The sequence below is a fragment of the Anaeromusa sp. genome (assembly GCF_028691475.1).
Taxonomy (GTDB): Bacteria; Bacillota; Negativicutes; order Anaeromusales; family Anaeromusaceae; genus Anaeromusa.
Map to the genome: position 1 here is coordinate 1 of NZ_JAQUZF010000053.1, position 17,049 is coordinate 17,049.

Sequence of the window (17,049 nt, forward strand, 5' to 3'; positions counted from 1 at the left end):
CGTTCTAGCCTTCCTCTCCCTGACTTATGAGTCAAATTGTCCTTTTTCCGCATCTGCATTGAGCAAACTCATATGTTATAATATAAAAATTGTTAGTACAACCATCATAGTTAAGGAGACTTTTTTTTGCAAAATCTAACACAAACCATCAGTAAAAACTTAGCCAAATTGCGTCTTCAAAACCGCCTCAGTCTAGACAAACTCTCGGAGCGTTCCGGCGTAAGCAAGGGCATGCTCAGCCAGATTGAACGCGGCGAATCCAACCCGACCGTCAATACGCTCTGGAAAATCGCCACAGGCCTGCGTGTTTCTTTTAATGATTTACTACAGGAAGACAGCCAGGAAATCGAGCTCGTACGTCACGCTTCTTGCCCGCTTATAAACGATACTGCCAACGGCCTGTCGCTTTTCTCTCTTTTTCCTTTTAAATCCGACAAACCTTTTGAAGTATTCACTGCCAAACTGCAGCCGCAGTGCACGCATTTTGCATCTCCCCACGCTGTCGGCTCAGAAGAATACGTGCTGCTGAGCCAAGGCGCCTTATACATACACGTGAACAATACTGACTACAAGTTACAAGGCGGCGACGCCCTGCGCTTTCCCGCCGGTCAGCCTCATCACTATCACAATCCCGGCCTCCAGGAGGTTTCTTTTCATTGCATGCTCTACCATGCCTGCTCATAAAACAGACCGCGCTTAGCAACAATAACTTGCCTAGCGCGGTCTATTCTTTTCAAGCAACAGTAAAATCATGCTCTTAAAATAACACTACTTTGTTTCTGCCGCTTTTTTTCGCCTGATACAAGGCGTCATCCGCCCGTTTCAACCAAGATTCCAGCGTATCCTCGCTCATAAACTCCGCCACGCCGATACTTACCGTCAAAATCAACTGCAACGAGGACATTGGCTTGTTCGCCATCTCCCGCCGCAGCTTCTCCGCTGCCGCTAATGCCGCCTCGCTAGTGCTGCATGGCAGCAATACGGCAAATTCCTCGCCGCCCCAACGATAAATCGAGTCTACGACACGGAGATTTTGCTGAATCCGTTCCACCACTTCCACTAAAACCTGATCCCCCAGCAGGTGCCCGTGCTCATCATTAATCTGCTTAAAGAAATCAATGTCAATAAGCAAAATAGATACCGCTTCCCGATAACGCTGGCTGCGCAACATTTCTTGTTCCGCTGTTTCTTCAAACTTGCGGCGGTTCCAAGCGCCAGTCAAGCGATCCGTCAGCGCCACTTCCTCCAAATGCTCATTCGCCAGGCGCAGCTTACGGTTGCTTTCCTCCAGCATTCTCCAAGCCATTTGCAAATCAATCTGCTGTTCTTCACTGCGCTGCAGTTCTTCACGCAGCCGGACTTTAACCTGCACCTTTTCCAAGGCAATGGCCGCCAAAAAAGCGTATTGCTCTAATAAGCCCAATTGCTCTTCATTGGGAACGAACTGCTCCTTGCGCCAAGAAATACAAAAGATACCCAGCATCCGGCCGCCGCTGTTCAACGGATATACGAGCATCGTACTGACCTGATCCATTTCTGGGGCTTTCAATTTACAGGGAAACCGCTGGTAGTCTGGCACATAGAGCATTTTCCCCAACCTCAGCACCTCGCCGCTGGCACCTTCGCCTTTTTTGATTTCACGTTGCGGCAATTCGCTGTAAAGTCCCATAGCGTAGTTTACTTCCAATTTATCGCTCTCATTAACAACAGATATATATCCGTCCGGCGCCCCCATGAGCTGTACCGCATCGCCAATGATCGTTTTTAGCAAATCCCCCACTTCATCCCGGTCTTGCACCAAATGTCCGGTTATCATCTGTAAAGAAGCTATTTGCCTGGCAAAATCCTCTACCTGCCGCTTTAGCCGATTCTCCTTGCGAAGACGCCGTACCAACCAGGCACAAACAACGCTGATCAAAATGCTGCCGCCCGCAGATACCAACCGGTAAAATCGTTTCCGTTCATTCATGGCTGCTTTAATCTGCTGAACATCCACGCCAACAGCAACAAGCAACGGATATTTCTCCAAGGAATGATAATGAAAAACCAAAAAGAATCAGCCACTCAAGAGCAATGGGCTGTCCCGCCCACGCTGGCTTTCGCTTCATTTGCGGCACGCTCCTCTCGCCTTGCAACTGTAAAAGTATGCCATTTTCATTTCTCGCTGTTATATTCCATATAGCAAGCTTTAATCCCTTCCATCGCTTCTAGTTTCTTTACTTTCCTCTAGCACCGGCGCTGAGGCTCCGGAAATGTGCTAAAATAAAAGAAGTGAACGAAATCGCCGCCAACGAAAATTTTACTAAAAATCTCATTAAGGCTATACGATGTTAAATGCTCGTCATTGGAAAGGATGAAATATATGTTTTATAAGGATTTAGAGCGGCTGATTGATGAAAAAAAACAACGCTGGACTAAGGCCAGCGATCAGATTTGGAACTATGCCGAAACAAAATTCCAAGAAACGCGCTCCAGCGAAATGCTCCGCTCGCTTTTAACGCAAGAAGGCTTCGCCGTCGAAACCGGCGTAGCCGATTTGCCCACTGCCTTTGTCGCCTCCTTTGGCAGCGGCGCGCCAGTCATTGCGTTTCTCGGCGAATATGACGCCCTGTCCGGTTTGAGCCAGCAGGACGGCCTCGCTGAAAAAATCCCCCTTATCGAAGGAGGCAACGGCCATGGCTGCGGCCATCACCTGCTCGGCGTCGGTTCCCTGGCGGCAGCCGTAGCGACTAAAGAAATTCTCAAAGAAAACAAGCTTCCCGGAACGGTGCGCTACTATGGCTGCCCCGGCGAAGAGGGCGGTTCCGGCAAAGCCTTTATGGCCCGCGCCGGCGTCTTTGGGGATGTCGACGCCGCGTTGACCTGGCACCCGTTGACGCACAACGCCATCTGGTCCACCCGTTTCTTAGGCAACTACCAAGTCGCGTTCCGCTTTCACGGCAAGAGTTCTCATGCCGCTTCCGCGCCGCATGTGGGACGGAGCGCCTTAGACGCCGTAGAGCTCATGAATATCGGCGTTAATTACCTCCGGGAGCATGTCGTCCCGGGCGCGCGCATGCACTACGCCATCACCAACAGCGGCGGCGCTTCGCCCAACGTCGTCCCAAGCGAGGCGGAAGTGCTGTATCTTCTGCGGGCGCCGGAGCTGGCACAGGTTCAAGATATTTACGAACGCGTCTGCTCCATCGCTCATGGGGCCGCCTTAATGACCGGCACTACCCATGAAGTCCTTTTTCAAAAGGCATGCTCCAATTACATTCCGAACAACGCCTTAGAAACAATTATGTATCGCCACTTGCAGCAAGTGGCTCTCCCTGCGTTACCGGAAAACGAGCAGGAACTGGCGCAGCAGCTTCACCAAACCATGACGCAAGAGGATTTACAAAACGATCTGCATATGGCGGAATTGCTTTTAGGAGGACAGCACCGCGAGCTGCTGCCTGGCATCCGCAAGCAGCTTGTCTCTGACTGCGTTCTGCCCCATGTTCATGCAGCTTCTCTGCTGCCTGGTTCCAGTGATGTCGGCGACGTCAGTTGGCTGGTACCGACTGCGCAGTGCAGCACCGCCTGTTATGTATTCGGCACGCCTGGCCATTCCTGGCAAATGGTCGCCCAAGGAACTTCTTCTTTAGCACACCAAGGCATGCTGACCGCTGCCAAAGCCCTAGCCCGCACCGCGCTGGAGCTTTTCACCCAGCCTGAACTGATTCAGGCCGCCAAAGCCGAGCTGCTTCAGACCTTGGATGGCCGCACCTACCAGTGCCCCATTCCTCCTGATGTGCAGCCACCGCTTTAAAGCAGTCGAGGAGCTCAGTCCAAATAGTCCAACAGCGAAGCGTCTTCTGTTGACTCCAACTGATTTAGTATCGCCTCAAAATCAGTATAGCTGAAAACAGGAATGCGCCGCAGCAGATAGGGATTGTCTTTGTCCGGGCGGTTGACGCCCGGCAGCACGGTAAACGCCCCGGCATAACCGCTCTGCGCTGTTTTCTCCAGCACATCCAGGTTGTAAAAGCCTCCGGGATAGGCAAAATAATCAATGGACTGCCCCGCCAGACGCTCTACGCCAAGCCGGCTTTGCTCCACTTCCTTCTCTAGCTCGGACGCTGCTAATTTTGTCAGATTGGGATGGCTGCGCGTATGGGAGCCAATTTCAATGCCTGCCTTTTCCATCTCTTGAATCTGTTGCACTGAAAGGCGATTCTTGCGGTTAAAATTACTTTGCACCATAAAAATGGCCGCACGAAACCCTTCCTGTTTGAGCACAGGGAACGCCTGGGTATAGTTATCCTCATAGCCATCGTCAAAGGTGATCAGCACTGGCTTCTCCGGCAGCGTGACTGGCTCTCCCCGCATGTAAGCGGTCAAGTCGGCCAAGGAAATACTCCGATAGCCCCGCTCCCGCAATTCCTTCATTTGCCGGGAAAACTCCGGCGTATCTACATTCAAATACGGATAATCCGGAGCTTCTGCGCCCACATAATGGTATAAAAGCACGGGGATTCCCTTAAAGCCAGCCTGCGCCTGCACGACGACCGGCAAAAACAGCAAAAGCCCGGCTAAAGCCGCGCTCACCCCTATTTTAAAGCAAGCAAAAACAGTTCTTTTTCTCATCAGTTGCATCTCCTAAGCTAGCAATACTATTTTCCGGGAGGAATATTCATGTATTTTGATAATGCCGAAGGTCCTGTTTTTCGTCCCCCCAGCGAAGCCGACAGCTTGATTCTCCGCGTCACCATCGGCTGTTCCCACAATGCCTGCACCTATTGCAACATGTACCGCAGCGTTTCTTTTCGCATGCGTCCCCAAGAAGAAATCGACGCGCAGCTGCAGCAGGCGCAGCGCTATGCCGCTCATATTCACCGGGTCTTCTTGGGAGATGGCAATGCTTTGGTGCTGCCCATGGAACGTCTCTTGGCTATTTTAGCACAAATTCATGCTTTGTTGCCAAAAGTACGCCGCGTTTCCTGCTATGCCGGCCCCAAAGACATGCTGCGCAAAACCCCAGAAGAACTGATCTCCCTGCGCCAAGCCGGCCTCAAGCTGGTCTACTACGGCATGGAGTCTGGCGACGACGCCGTACTGGCCCATGTCAACAAGGGAGTCACCGCCGCGGAGTCCATCGAGGCTGGGCAGCGCATCGTCGCCGCAGGCATCAAGCTTTCGATGATGGTCATTCTCGGCCTGGGCGGTCAAGAAGCGTCAGCCCGTCACGCCCGCAACACCGCCTTGGCGGTCAGCGCCATCCGTCCGCACATGCTCAGCGCTCTTACGCTGATGATGTACCGCGGCAGCGAGCTGCTGGAAGAGTTTGAAAGCGGCCGCTTCCCGATCCTTTCTCCTGCCGGCATCATGGAGGAGCTTCATTTACTGCTGCAAGACATCGAGCTGCCCCCGGAACATCATTGCCTTTTTCGCAGCAACCACATTTCCAACTATATCAATTTCGCCGGCACGCTGCCCAAAGACAAAGAGCGCCTTTTGTCGGAGAGCCTAGCGGCTAAAGACAAATTGGCGCTCCTCAAAAACTGGGATCCCTACAACAATGTAGAAAGATAAAGGCTGCCGGAATTGTTTACCGCAATTGCCGTTCCGCCAGTTCCCCAAAGAACGGCAGGCTGTAGCGCTCTCCTTGAAAGCCCTTGTACATCATCAGCAGCCAGACAAACAGCGTAACCGGTCCAATAACGATGGAAATAAGAATGCCAATAAACGGCAGCAAATGCGCCAGCAGTGAAATAACCATCAAAGAGCCAAAGGTCACCAGCGACTGCATGGCGTGAAAGCGAACAAAGGTATTTTCCTTTTCCAGCAGCAAAAATACGATCCCCGACAGCCAGCCTAGCAAATAACACAAGCACGCCGCCGTATTCGCGCTCAAACCCACTGAAGTTTTACCCCAATCCGTCATCTTGGCGCCCCCCTTCTCTACGTCCCTGCCTTAGCGACCGCTAAAGGCAGGTTTTCTTTTTTCCCGAAATGCTGCTACGCCTTCCTGGTGATCCTCTGTTTCCAGGCACAACGCCTGCAGCTGCGCCTCCATCTGCGCCATCTGTTCAAAGTTCGCTTCTTGGCTGGCATGCAAAGCCGCCTTAGTTTTCGCCAGCGCCAGCGGCGGCGCTATCGCCAACCGAGCGGCCCAAAAACCGGCTTCTTCATCCAGTTCATCCGCTTCAGCGAGGTGATTTAACAGCCCCCATTCATAAAGGGTTTCCGCTGTAACCGCGTCGCCGATAAACATCAATTCCTTCGCCCGATGCATGCCTAAGAGGCGAGGCAACAAATACAAACCGCCGCAATCCGGCACCAGCCCCACTTTAGCAAAGCTCTGCGCAAACTTCGCCGACCGGGACGCAATCACCAAATCACAGGCCAAGGCCAGATTAAAGCCCGCTCCGGCCGCCACGCCATGCACCTTGGCCAAGACAGGCTTCGGCATTTCCCGAATAATTTTCACCAAATTGCCAACCTCTTCAATAAAAGCCTTCGCCTCCGCTGTCCCGGCAATGGATTCCAAATAGTTCAAATCGCCGCCGGCGCAAAAAGCCCGACCGCTGCCGGTCAAGACCACGACCCTCACCGAAGCGTCGGCTGCCGCCGCCTCCAGAACCTGACGCAGTTCTTCCGTCATTTCATCATTAAGCGCGTTAAGCGCTTCCGGACGATGCAGCGTCACGGTCAACACTTCCGCCTGCTTTGTTACCATTACTGTTTTTTCACTCATCTGTTCCGCCTCCTTCTTATTCTCGCCGACCTCTACCACAGGCGCGCACAGAAAAAGCCCGCCCAAGTAGACGCCAAGCAAAGTATCACATTACTGCCTGCATTGGCGAAGGCTTGACCCATAGCCCCTTCCTGCACCAGATGCAGCGTTTCATAGCTAAACGAAGAAAATGTCGTCAAGCCGCCCAGAAAGCCTACCGCTATAAACAAGCGCCATTGCGGATCCAGCTCCAACCGTTCCAAAAACAAAGTCATAAATAACCCGATAATAAAAGAACCGGCCACATTCACAAACAAAGTTCCATAAGGAAAAGCGCTGCCAAAACGCTCCGCCGCCCAAATGGTCACCAGGTACCGAGTCACAGCCCCCATCCCGCCGCCAAAAGCGATAACCGCCAGATCCAAGGCCATGTTCATCGTATTTTCTCCTTGCCGTCGTTATGGCGATAATGAACCACTTCAATGTTCTCCAGGGTCACCATGCCTTGGCCTACGGCTTCATCCAAAAACGGCAGCAGCTTGGCGATGTATTCTTCGCTGTCCACCAGTTCCACCACAATCGGCAAATCACTGGACAGCTCTAAAAGCCGCGACGTATGAATACGGCTGTTGGCGCCGAACCCCTCCAGGCCGCGGAACACGGAAGCGCCCGCCAAATCAAGGGCCTTAGCCTTTGCGACAATGGCATGGTACACAGGCTGTCCCTGGTACCGGTCCGATTCTCCGACATATACGCGCAAGCGCTGAGCCTGCCCGCTGATTTTTATCATGTTCGGCTCACATCCTTAGACAGTATTTCTTTCTATTTTTCGCCATACAAAAGACTTCTCCCTGCTTAGGCGGCAATTACAGCCTGCCTTTTCTCCCAATTTATCACCCGCTGCAATAGCCGCCATCCCAGACAATATCGCGGTAGCGCTGGGGATCTGTATCCCCTTCCGTACTAAACAGCAAGATTTGAGATTGCGGAGAAAGACCCATCATCTCTTTGGCCTCTCGCCACTCGCCACGCTCCAACAACAACGACAGTAGGCCCAGCGGTACCGCCCCCGATTCTCCGGAAATCACCTGTGCATCGCCGCGAAGCGGATTGCCAAGCACGCGCATGCCGCGCGCCGCTACTTCATCGGAGCAGGAAAAAAAGAATTCCCCGTAATCACGCAGCAATTCCCAACCCATATAATTTGCTTCGCCGCAGGCCAGCCCCGCCATAATGGTATTTAAATCGCCTCCAACCGCATGCGGACTGCCGTCATTCGCTACGGCAGAACGATACAAGCAATCAGCCTGGCGTGCTTCCACCACGGCTAAACAGGGACGCGCCACTCCATAACGCGCAGCCAGTACGCCTTGGATCATGCCCGCCAGAGAACCGACACCGGCTTGAATCATTACATGGCTAGGGGCTGCCAAAGCATGGTCTTGTTTTAACTGTTCCAACGCCTCATCCGCCATGGTCGCATATCCTTGCATAATCCAAAGTGGAATTTCTTCATAGCCTTCCCACGCCGTATCCTGAACAATAACCCAGCCTTCTTCTGCAGCCCGGCGAGCTGTGTAGCGAACCGTATCATCATAATTCCAGTCCATGATTTCCGCCACAGCGCCTTCTTGCCGAATCGCTTCCAAACGATATTCCGTCGATCCTTTCGGCATATAGACCACTGCTTTTTGCTGCAGCATCTTCGCCGTCCAAGCTACGCCTCGTCCGTGATTGCCATCGGTCGTCGTCGCAAAGGTAATATCTCCCAAGCGGGCTTTTACCTCAGCCCCCGTTAATCTCGCAAACGGAAGCTCGCTAATATCCAGCCCCAGGCGCTCTGCTAAATATTTTCCCATAGCATAGGAACCGCCAAGGCCTTTAAACGCGTTAAGACCAAACCGAAAGGACTCATCTTTTACATAAATCCCCCCGACTCCCAAAAGTTTTGCCAATTGAGGCAGCGAACGCAGCGGCGTAGGCTGGTACTGCGGAAAGCTGCTGTGGAATGCGCGAACTTTTGCAGTCTCTTCTAAAGAAAATTTTTCCGGAGAGCTCGCTGGGTGTTGGTAAAATTTACTGAAACGATTATCTTGCCAACAAATGTGCATGCCCAATCCCCTTTCTTCCAAACTGTAAATTAAAGGATACTTGTTCCATCTCCAGGCTCCCTTCCCACCCCGAACTACCTTCTGCTACTTTTCGGCGTCAATGATTCTTCCCCCTGCCGCCCCGCAAAAGAAAAGCAAGCCTGTATCATTCTCACGACACAGGCTTGCTTTATGAATTACAGCAGCTTCAATCCTTATTTGTTTACCACATTGACGGCTTTACCATCAATAAACGCTTTGATGTTCGCCGCAATCAGGTCTACCAAACGCTGGCGGGATTCGTAGCGGCGCCAGCCAATATGCGGCGTCATAATCACATTATCCATCGCAAAGAGAGGATTGTCGAGAGCCGGCGGTTCCGGGTCCTGCACGTCTAAAGCAGCGCCGGCAAGGCGGCCTTGCTGCAGCGCTTCGACCAAATCGTCTTCTTTGATCAGCGCGCCGCGCGAAGTATTGACGATATACGCCGTAGGCTTCATCAGCGCAATGCGCTCTTTATTGATGATCTGCCGCGTGCTGTCCATGAGCGGGCAATGGAGCGTAATGAAATCACTCTGCCGCAATACGTCCTCCAGCGAGGCGTTTTTCACATTTCCTTCAGTCCACTCTTTCGGGAAAGGATCATATACCAACACGTTCATGCCCAAAGCAACGCCGATTTTGATCGACTCGCGGCCAATAGCGCCAGCGCCGATAACCCCCAGCGTTTTGCCGGCCACTTCAAAATGAGGCACTTGCAAGAACTTCGTAAAATTCGAAAAATCCTTGCGGCCCAGCATGCTTTGCTGCTGCGGCAGCGAAGCGCTGAGATTGAGCACAAAGGTCATCGCCAACTGCGCTACCGCTACTGTGCTATAGCTGGGAATATTGCAAACAGAAATTCCTTTTTCACGGGCAGCAACAATATCAATGTTGTTATAGCCGGTACCTGCTTCACAAATCAGCTTAACCGAATCGGGAAACTGGGAAATTACATCTTTGCCTACTGGCATTTCCTTGGTAATCACCACGGTTTGCCCTTGTACCCGTTCCAAAATTTGTTCATTGCTTGTGTCATCGTAATTCGTCAGATCTGTCAACGCTTGTACCGATGAGAAATCCAGCTTTTGATCAAAATCCAATTTAGTTGCATTCAAAAATACGGTTTTCATAATAACCCTCCTCGTAAAATAAGCGTTTTTCGCTTTTTCCCTCGTTAGGATACTCCCTGGTCCTTCACTTCCTCTGTATTGTAAGACAATTTTTTCTATAATGGAAATGAATATTTTTTATGCAACAAATAACCAAAAAGAATACTAGGCTTCACGACATACTTGACACTGCCCCTCTGCCCCGCAGTAAGCAACACAATTCTTACTCTGATGCTTCCCTTCATATAAGGCTTGATCCGCTCGTTTGATACTTTCCTCCATGCCTAAGTTCACATCTAGCGCGGCCACGCCCAGCGTAACCGTTATCTCCAACTTTTCCCCTTGATAGAGAACCGGTTCTTGCGAGATGGTTTCGCGGATGCGCTCGGCAACATGCAACGCTTCCGACAGAGAAAGTTCCGGCAAAAGAATTAAGAACTCTTCCCCTCCCCAGCGGGCGACAATATCTTCTTCACGCACAGCCGTCTCCATTCGATGCGACACCAATTGCAGCACTACATCGCCGGCTTCATGACCGTACGTATCATTAATGTTTTTAAAGGAATCAATATCTGCCAACAGCAAGCTCCCCGATTCGCCGCGCCGTCGCATTCTAGCTAATTCTTCACGCAGCCGCTTCGTAGCGCTGCGACGATTTTCTAGGCCTGTAAGATAATCAGTACGGACCGTTTTTTCCATTTTATCCAGCAGCGTCTGCAGAATCATGTTCTTTTCTTCTAATTCCGCCGCATACCGCTCCAATTGCTTTTTGGCCTGCCTCAACTCCAAATGAACTTTCACGCGCGCTCGAAACTCATCCGCTTGAAACGGCTTCGTAATATAATCCTGCCCTCCAGCCGCAAATCCCTCAACAATACTCTGCGCATCCGCCAACGCCGTAAGAAACAGTACGGGAATTTCCAGCGTCGCTTCGTCGGCCTTGAGGATTTTACAAACCGAAATTCCATCCATCTCCGGCATCAATATATCCAGCAAAATTAGGTCTACGGTGTCTTTTTTTAACAATTCCAAGGCTTCCGCGCCACTCGCAGCCAATAACACTTGATACTCTTCTCCAAGGCGTTTGCGAATAATTTTAAGTTCTACCAGACTGTCGTCAACTACGAGTATTTTAGGCCTCGCTTCCATCTTGCACCTCCCTAGCCGACTCTAAGCGTAACTCTTGAAGGGTCTCCAACAATTCTTTGCGATCCAATTTCACTAAGTAACGGTCAAACCCAGCCTGCAACGCACGCGTGCGATATTCCTCACCCGCTAGCGACGTCAACGCGATGGCCGGCATATCTTTGATTTTTTCTTGTTTTCGCAAGAAAGCAATCAATTCTAAGCCGCTCAATCCCGGCATTTCCATGTCGCTGACAAGCACATCAAAATGCTTTTCTTGCAAGTACGTCCAAGCTTTTTTTCCATTTTCAGCAATCTGCACTGTATAACCTGCGCTGGTCAAACAATTTTGAACCAAGCGAGCAAATACCGGTGAGTCTTCCGCTAACAAAATTCGTGTTTTCTGGTTCTGTTGGCTACCAAAAAGCGCCCCTGACAACCCTATTTTTTCATTGTATTCCGGCGCTGCATACATAACAAGGCTGTGTAAATCCAAGACCGTCACAATACGCCCGTCGACGTGCGCAGACCCAATTATGCCGTTTCCTTGTACGCCGTGTTCATCCAACCGCAGCGGCAGCCGAATCGCATCATGAATAACACTTGCTAAGAAACCGACTTTAGCATGAAGCTTCTTCGTAACAATTACATAAAGCTTCTCTTGCGCAAGCTCATTGCTTGCAAAAGGCAAATATTCTTCAGGTTGGAAAACACGCAAGGTTTCTCCTTGTAAAAGCGCATACTGCTTTCCGCCCACTTCTTGTAATTGCCCGCGTGAAATCTCTTCAATTCTGGCCACGAAAGATAAATCCGCCGCCAGCCACTCTGGTCCAGAGCACTGAAAGAGAAGCAAATAGGTTTCTTCTTGCGCAGCACGCTCTGGAGCAAACGCTTCCGCGGTTACCAGCTTCTTTTCTCCCAAAGCAAGCCCTGCTTCTAAACAAAGACCCTCCGCATCTAAAATCATCGCGACATTACCATCTCCCAATACAGTCAGGCCGGAATAAATCTTTCTGCTTTTCATCACTTCCGGCACCGGCTTAACCAGCACTTCTTCTGTATCGTAGACAGAATCTACCGCCAAAGCATAGACCTGCGCCCCTGCTTTAACCACTAAAATCCGCACATATTCATCGGCTGAACCGATCTCGCCGGCATTGGCCTCTCCTAATAATTCACGAAGGTATAAAAGCGGCATACATTGTCCGCGCAGGCGCAGCACGGGTTTTCCGTTCACTTTTTCCAAGCGTTTATCGCGACCACTGTCAGGCAAGAGCAAGACTAATTCCCTCACATTGGCTTGGGGAATGGCAAAGGTTTGCCCTTGGGACAACACGATAAAGGCGGAAATAATAGCCAGCGTCAACGGCAGCACCAGCCGAAACGTCGTCCCTTGCCCTTCGTGGGATTCAATTTCAATTTTCCCGCCGATCTTTTCAATATTCGCTTTCACTACATCCAAGCCCACGCCGCGCCCTGATAAGTCAGTCACCGTTTGCGCTGTCGAAAAAGCGGGATGCAACACAAAGCGCAGCAATTGTCCGGGACTCAGCCGCTCCAGTTCTTTTTCCGTCGCAAACCCTTTTTGCACAGCCGTTTCTTTGATGCGCTCCAAGGAAATGCCCCTGCCGTCGTCACTAACCTCAATCACAACGCGTTCGCTTTCATGATACGCCCGAATTGCCAAGGACGCTTGGCTGGATTTTTTCAGTTTTCGCCGCATGCTTGGCTCTTCAATCCCGTGATCTAGGGCGTTTCGTATCAAGTGGTTCATCGGATCCATTAAGGCTTCAATCATAGAACGATCCAATTCTACTTCCAGACCCGCAAGATGCAAAGACACTTCTTTGCCCAATTTGCGCGACAAATCGCGGACAATACGCGGAAATTTATTCAAAATCCCGCCCATAGGCTGCATGCGGGTTTGCAAAACCTTTTTCTGCAATTGCGTCGTCAACTCGTCAATACCATTGGAAACCGCCTCTAATTGCGGCGGTGTATGCCTTTGCTGCGAAAGCCTGAGCAGTTGATTGCGGCGCAAAACCATTTCGCCTGTCAATGCAAGCAAATCGTTTAAAATCCGCTTGTTCACGCGCACATACTCATCTGTGTTGCCCAAAAAGGACGGTCCCTCGCCTAGTATGGCAGCTTCCGCCTTTTCTTCCGCAAATTTCGCCGCATTGAAAGGCGCTAAAGAAGGCTCATCATCTAATTGTCCATGAAGCTTTTTCAGCGCTTCCTCCATATCCGGAGGCATCACAATATCAGGCGGCTCTTGAAGAAGCTTATGAAGCGCATCCAATACACTCAAAAGCGCATCCATCATAGGAGACGTCACAATGGCCTGCCTCTCTCTGAGGGCTCCCAGAAAAGACTCCAAGCTATGCGCCACTCGCACCAATGCTTCCATTGAAAAAAAGCCGGCGGTTCCTTTTATACTATGCGCCCCGCGCAAAATAACTCGTACGGCTTCCTCATCAGCAGAATGCTTTTCCAGCCTCAATAAGGCTTCTTCCATCGCTGCCAAATGAGCTTTTGCCTCGAGCACGAATTCTTGTCGCAATTCCTCATCGGTTTCCATCGTCATTCACCTGCAATTCGGCCTCTACAACGGCAAAAATTAGACCTTAAATCTAGCTACCAGTTCTTTCAGCTTGTCGGACATGCCTTCCGTTTCATAAGCGCAGCCGCTGACCGTACTCGCCTTGGCGGCGGTATCAACAATCGCTTTTTCCGACTCCTGCAGGCTGCACGAAATGGCTTGGGTTCCTTTGGCGATTTCATGAGTAGCTTCCGCAATATTTCGCATCATATGCGCCATTTCTCCAGTACTCTGAGCTACCGATTCAGCTTGCTGCGCTATATCTTCATTGGTTTGCGACAGATTCTTCACTTCTTGTGCGGCCAGTACCGCATTTTCCGCAACATGTGAACTTTTGGCCACAATCAAAGCCATTTCCTGGCGCAGCGTTGTTTCCGGACGCTCTTCCGCCTCCAGCTCGCTCACATCATCCTCGTTGACAGAAGCTGCAATGGAACGAGTAATTTTTCTTGTTTCCCCAATAACGTCATTTATGTTTTCCACAGCTTTCACTGCGCTGGCCATATCATCCTGCATCGTCTCTATTTGCGCCGCAATGCGCCCTGCTTCTTCGGAGGTTCTTCTCGACAGCTCCTTTACCTCCCTAGCGACTACGGCAAAACCCTTACCGGCTTCTCCGGCTCCTGCCGCTTCAATGGTCGCGTTCAGCGCCAACATGTTCGTCTGTTCTGCAATCGTTCGAATGATGCCGACAATGCTATTGATTTGTTTAGAAGAGCCGTTTAATGCGTTCATAATAGCAGTTGTTTCCTGCGAACGCGCCTGCGCCTGCCCTGCAATCTGCAAAGAATGACGACACGAAACAGAGACTTTTTGCAGCAATAGGCTCATTCTTTGAATGCTGTGAGACATTTCTTCCATCCAGCCGCTAACCTGTGTCACTTGTTTAGCTACTTCCAAGGAAACGCCGACGCCCTCCGTAGCCGCTTGAAACACCTGGTGCGCTTTTTCATCAACTTTGGCTACATGGTTCTCCACTTGCACTACGGAGCTGGCATTTTCTTCCGAACCGGCAGTAATCTCTTCCACTGCTGCGCTGACTTCGCCCATGGTCGCACTTAACTCTTGCGTATTCGCCGCTACATGAGACGCCGTGTCAACAAGAATATTCGCCTGCGTATGCAGCTCATCCGTCGCCTTATGCACATCCTTCAACATGCCTTGTAAATCATCCGCCATTCGATTAAAACCAGCAGCTAATTGGACCATTTCATCTTCGTCGCCGCCTTCGACTGCCGCACGAACGCGCAAATCTCCCTGCGCCAAATCCCCCACCTTGGCATTGAGCGCTTGCAGCGGTTCAACCATCCGCCCTGCCAGACGATACGTCACAAACACCACCAGGCAAATAGCGCCTATGGTCAAGGCCGCAAAGAAAAGTAAAAGCTGCTGCAAAGGCTGATAGACTAAACTTTTTTCCATTTGAAAACACAATACCCACGGCGTTCCTGAAATGGTTCGATATGCCAGTATTCGCTCTACGCCTTGCTCTTTATAAGCAACCTGGCCGTTTTCCTGTTGCAACGCAAGCTGCAACGCCGCCGCCAGTTCCGGATTTGCCTCTGCATTCAGCGCATTCTTGGAAATCATTTCTTCCGACGGATGCACGCCGATAATGCCTTGGCGGTTCATTAAAAAGGCCTGCCCCTCTCCTTCATAGTGAAGGTCTTTAATAAACTCAGACAACGCCGTTAGGAAAATATCCGCTCCCAAGACACCCTTAACTTGGCCCGCTTCGGTAAACACAGGCATTGAGATCGTGGCCGTCAACTTGCGCGAACCTTCATCTATGTAAAAGTCGCTAAATACCGCCTTATTCGCCTTAGACGCCGCTTGATACCAAAGCCGTTGGCGTGAATCAAAGCCAGCCGGAGGCGCCCACCCTTTGGCGCTGACCATTTTTCCTGCGGTATCCGCAAAATACATATCTACAAAGTCTTTATCCATCCCTTGATATACGCCAAGCCAAGCAGGAGAAACGGCCGCATTGCCTGATAATTTCCGAACCATGTTTCCCGTTAGCTCTACGACGGCTTTTTTCGCATTCAGCCAGCCTTCTATGCGATGTTCCTGAGCTTCAACAGAAGCTTCCAGCCGTTGCTCGATCTGCCTTGAAAGCTGCTCTTTAACAAAAATATATCCGCCTGCCGAAACAAGCAGCAGTATCAAGGCAAACAAACCAGAAAAGGAAAGAACCATTTTTTTCCGTACGCTCATTACTGAACCCTCCATATCTCGTCCTACTAGTAAAAATACATTCGTGTTTATCCGCTCAATTCCTTGTTTTCTAGCGGATTGAAAGCAAGAAACCACTTTCTTCCCGCTTCAGCAGCGGCTAATTTCGCTTTTAAAATCACCGCGTCAAGAAACGCTTCGCCAGCATTTGCAACGCTTCAAGGTCTCTCTTGCAGTTGCGCCCAAGTCGTGTTATGCTAACTTTATTAATTTCGTCAACCGTATCGCCTTAATCCTCTTTTAGTGTAAAAATTATACAGCCAAGTTATAAGGAGGCTATTATTTTGTCAGTGCCATGGGAATTATTCACCGAAAACACCGCAGAAGCGCATGATCTTTTTGAACGGCTCCCCGAAGTGGCGGCCGCCGATCCCCTTGTTATGGATGAAATCATGCGCGGCTTAACGCATGAAGAAGCGCATATCCGCACGCTGGCCGCAGAGCTCGTTGATCGCGTTACCCAAGAGCGCCCTCTTTTTCTCTCTCCTTATAAGCGCCTTTTAGTATATGAGCTTTCTAAAATCACCCAACCGACGGTGAGAGCCAAAATTGCTCTATTTTACGGCCGTGTTTTCTGGGATGAGTGGGACCTACAGCAGGTAGTGCAGCTCTTAGCAAAATGGGTTCGTCAAGAAGAAGACGTTTTAATCGTTGTTCACTCTCTGCTTTCTTTGCATCTTCTGGCTCAGCAAAAAGAGTGGATTGTACCCACGCTGCAAGAAGAAGTCTCCGCTGCCTCCACGCACAATCTTGAAGAAGTTCGCGGCTTCGCCTCGCAGCTTCAAGAGGCTTGGACTTTTAAAAGCGAAGCCTAGGAAAGACAGAATGTTAACAAGAGTAGAGGGAGTAATCAGAGGGTACGAATGAGGTCTACGGGGCTTCTATTGTATTTGAGCCCCTCCAAGCACAACACCGATATGGTCTCTCCTATGCAAAAAGCCGCGCAGTTGCGCGGCTTTTTTAACATACCAGAATGAATTTATCTTCTCTTCCTCTTCGAAGAAGACGGTATATGCATTTCGGTTCTATAATAAATGTTGGGGTAAGCACGCAAGAGCATGTTTACCTCAACATTTTTTTGCACAAAAAAATGAGCATAAAGTAAATAACTCACATACAATTAAAGTTGCTACACACCAATCG

15 protein-coding genes are annotated in these 17,049 nt (G+C 50.5%); 4 read left to right on the plus strand and 11 right to left on the minus strand.

Going from position 1 to position 17,049, the window contains the following annotated elements:
- The first annotated feature begins 126 nt into the window (after positions 1 to 126).
- The gene (locus tag PHF27_RS08370) at positions 127 to 684 is read left to right on the plus strand and encodes an XRE family transcriptional regulator (RefSeq protein ID WP_300068447.1); all 558 of its coding nucleotides are present in this window, start codon (positions 127 to 129) and stop codon (positions 682 to 684) included.
- 73 nt (positions 685 to 757) lie between these two features.
- Here PHF27_RS08370 and PHF27_RS08375 read toward each other — a convergent pair whose 3' ends face one another.
- Positions 758 to 2,014, minus strand: coding sequence for a sensor domain-containing diguanylate cyclase (locus PHF27_RS08375; RefSeq protein ID WP_300068450.1), 1,257 nt, complete (start codon positions 2,012 to 2,014; stop codon positions 758 to 760).
- A 348-nt stretch (positions 2,015 to 2,362) separates the two neighbouring features.
- Here PHF27_RS08375 and PHF27_RS08380 point away from each other — a divergent pair, with 348 nt between their 5' ends.
- Positions 2,363 to 3,796, plus strand: coding sequence for a M20 family metallopeptidase (locus PHF27_RS08380; protein ID WP_300068453.1), 1,434 nt, complete (start codon positions 2,363 to 2,365; stop codon positions 3,794 to 3,796).
- A 14-nt stretch (positions 3,797 to 3,810) separates the two neighbouring features.
- Here PHF27_RS08380 and PHF27_RS08385 read toward each other — a convergent pair whose 3' ends face one another.
- Positions 3,811 to 4,614 (minus strand): polysaccharide deacetylase family protein, encoded by an 804-nt coding sequence (locus tag PHF27_RS08385; RefSeq protein ID WP_300068456.1) that lies wholly within the window; start codon positions 4,612 to 4,614, stop codon positions 3,811 to 3,813.
- Positions 4,615 to 4,662: 48 nt separating this feature from the next.
- Between PHF27_RS08385 and PHF27_RS08390 the strand changes: the two genes are divergently transcribed.
- On the plus strand, positions 4,663 to 5,559 hold the full coding sequence (locus PHF27_RS08390; protein WP_300068459.1) for a radical SAM protein: 897 nt from the start codon (positions 4,663 to 4,665) through the stop codon (positions 5,557 to 5,559).
- 16 nt (positions 5,560 to 5,575) lie between these two features.
- Here the strand turns inward: PHF27_RS08390 and PHF27_RS08395 are convergent, their stop codons facing one another.
- The 9 genes from PHF27_RS08395 to PHF27_RS08435 all read right to left on the minus strand — a co-directional run bounded on the left by PHF27_RS08395 (position 5,576) and on the right by PHF27_RS08435 (position 15,888).
- A complete protein-coding gene (locus PHF27_RS08395; protein ID WP_300068461.1) occupies positions 5,576 to 5,911 on the minus strand; it encodes a DUF4870 domain-containing protein in 336 nt (111 codons plus the stop codon).
- A 30-nt stretch (positions 5,912 to 5,941) separates the two neighbouring features.
- Positions 5,942 to 6,724: an enoyl-CoA hydratase-related protein gene (locus PHF27_RS08400; RefSeq protein ID WP_300068463.1), complete on the minus strand. Its 783-nt coding sequence runs from the start codon at positions 6,722 to 6,724 to the stop codon at positions 5,942 to 5,944.
- Positions 6,725 to 6,756: 32 nt separating this feature from the next.
- Positions 6,757 to 7,140: a fluoride efflux transporter CrcB gene (crcB, locus tag PHF27_RS08405; protein ID WP_300068465.1), complete on the minus strand. Its 384-nt coding sequence runs from the start codon at positions 7,138 to 7,140 to the stop codon at positions 6,757 to 6,759.
- On the minus strand, positions 7,137 to 7,493 hold the full coding sequence (locus PHF27_RS08410; RefSeq protein ID WP_300068467.1) for a DUF190 domain-containing protein: 357 nt from the start codon (positions 7,491 to 7,493) through the stop codon (positions 7,137 to 7,139). The genes crcB and PHF27_RS08410 overlap by 4 nt, the downstream gene beginning before the upstream one ends.
- Positions 7,494 to 7,596: 103 nt before the next feature.
- Positions 7,597 to 8,814: a diaminopropionate ammonia-lyase gene (gene dpaL, locus PHF27_RS08415; RefSeq protein WP_300068470.1), complete on the minus strand. Its 1,218-nt coding sequence runs from the start codon at positions 8,812 to 8,814 to the stop codon at positions 7,597 to 7,599.
- A gap of 194 nt (positions 8,815 to 9,008) precedes the next feature.
- Positions 9,009 to 9,968, minus strand: a complete 960-nt coding sequence (locus tag PHF27_RS08420; RefSeq protein WP_363320050.1) for an NAD(P)-dependent oxidoreductase — start codon at positions 9,966 to 9,968, stop codon at positions 9,009 to 9,011.
- A 141-nt stretch (positions 9,969 to 10,109) separates the two neighbouring features.
- A complete protein-coding gene (locus PHF27_RS08425; RefSeq protein ID WP_300068478.1) occupies positions 10,110 to 11,093 on the minus strand; it encodes a diguanylate cyclase in 984 nt (327 codons plus the stop codon).
- Positions 11,077 to 13,650, minus strand: a complete 2,574-nt coding sequence (locus tag PHF27_RS08430; protein WP_300068481.1) for a hybrid sensor histidine kinase/response regulator — start codon at positions 13,648 to 13,650, stop codon at positions 11,077 to 11,079. Before PHF27_RS08430 ends, PHF27_RS08425 begins: the two co-directional genes overlap by 17 nt.
- Positions 13,651 to 13,689: 39 nt before the next feature.
- Positions 13,690 to 15,888: a methyl-accepting chemotaxis protein gene (locus PHF27_RS08435; protein WP_300068484.1), complete on the minus strand. Its 2,199-nt coding sequence runs from the start codon at positions 15,886 to 15,888 to the stop codon at positions 13,690 to 13,692.
- A gap of 308 nt (positions 15,889 to 16,196) precedes the next feature.
- Here PHF27_RS08435 and PHF27_RS08440 point away from each other — a divergent pair, with 308 nt between their 5' ends.
- Complete coding sequence (locus PHF27_RS08440; RefSeq protein ID WP_300068487.1) at positions 16,197 to 16,721, plus strand: hypothetical protein; 525 nt, start codon at positions 16,197 to 16,199, stop codon at positions 16,719 to 16,721.
- The last annotated feature ends 328 nt before the right edge of the window (positions 16,722 to 17,049 follow it).